Here is a 1,057-nt window from a genome sequence, read left to right as displayed (position 1 = left end):
TAGAGCAGATTCGACTTACTCCGGGTCATATCCGGCCGCCTCGAAATAGTGTCTGCACTCTGCGGGCGTGAACGCTGCAAGGGAGTTGGCTACGACGGTCCAGAGGTCGTCGACGGTTCTGGCCGCTGCTTTTCTCAGAAGGGCCTTGAGCTTTGAGAAGGCCATCTCGATGGGGTTGAAGTCCGGCGAATATGGCGGCAGGAACACAAGCTGAGCACCAACCTTCTCGATCGCCTCGCGCACGCCGCTGATCTTGTGGGATGGCAGATTATCCATGACTACGATGTCGCCAGGACGAAGCTCGGGCGCAAGGACCTGTTCTGTATAGGCCAGGAAGGCAGCGCCGTTCATCGGGCCATCGAGGAGCATCGGCGCGGCCATGCCATTCAGTCGCAGGCCGGCGGTGAACGTGGTTGTCTTCCAGTGCCCGTGAGGCACCGCCGCCCGGCATCGCTCGCCGCGCAGGCTGCGTCCGCGCAACCGCGCCATCTTCGTGGATGCCGCAGTCTCATCAATGAAGATCAACTTCTCGGGGTCGAGGTCGAGTTGGCCGTCAAACCAGGCTATGCGGCGGCGCAGGACATCGGGACGCTGCTGTTCGGCGGCATGCGCCGTCTTTTTTTGAACGTGATGCCGCGGCGGTCGAGAAGCAACCAGACCGTCGATGGAGCCGCCCGCATACCTCGTTCCGCAACAAGGTGTTCACCGATCTCGGCAAGCGTGATATCCGGCGTCGCTTCAATGAGGCCGACAATATAGTCGACGTGCGGGTCGAGTTTCGAACGCGAGGGCTGACCCTGTTTGCGTGCCTCCACCTCACCGGTCTCGCGGTAGCGGCGATACCAGCTCCCGGCCGTCGAAATCCCGACACGGAAGCGCCGCGCCGCCTCCCGTGTCGAAACACCATTTTCGATCGCCGCAATCACCCGACCACGAAGGTCAACGCTCAGGCTCCTCGTCATCATCTTCTCCCTGCAAATCACCAGGAGCAGTGAATCAGACAGGCCTCATTGCGGGAATCCCAAAACCGACTCTGTGTTCATAGAAAGTGCTCTAG

Annotated in this window: 1 protein-coding gene; it reads right to left on the bottom strand. The window is 60.7% G+C overall.

Annotated elements, in window-relative coordinates; translation table 11 throughout:
- Positions 1 to 15 precede the first annotated feature (15 nt).
- A protein-coding gene (locus LL06_RS25505; RefSeq protein WP_152599784.1) for an IS630 family transposase occupies positions 16 to 962 on the bottom strand; the annotation gives its coding sequence in 2 pieces (ribosomal slippage) (positions 16 to 623 and positions 623 to 962; 948 coding nt in all).
- Positions 963 to 1,057 lie beyond the last annotated feature (95 nt).

Source organism: Hoeflea sp. BAL378 (assembly GCF_000759435.1).
In the GTDB taxonomy this organism is placed as follows: domain Bacteria; phylum Pseudomonadota; class Alphaproteobacteria; order Rhizobiales; family Rhizobiaceae; genus Hoeflea.
Note: the sequence above shows the minus strand (reverse complement) of the source record. Positions and strands in the feature narration are given on the sequence as shown.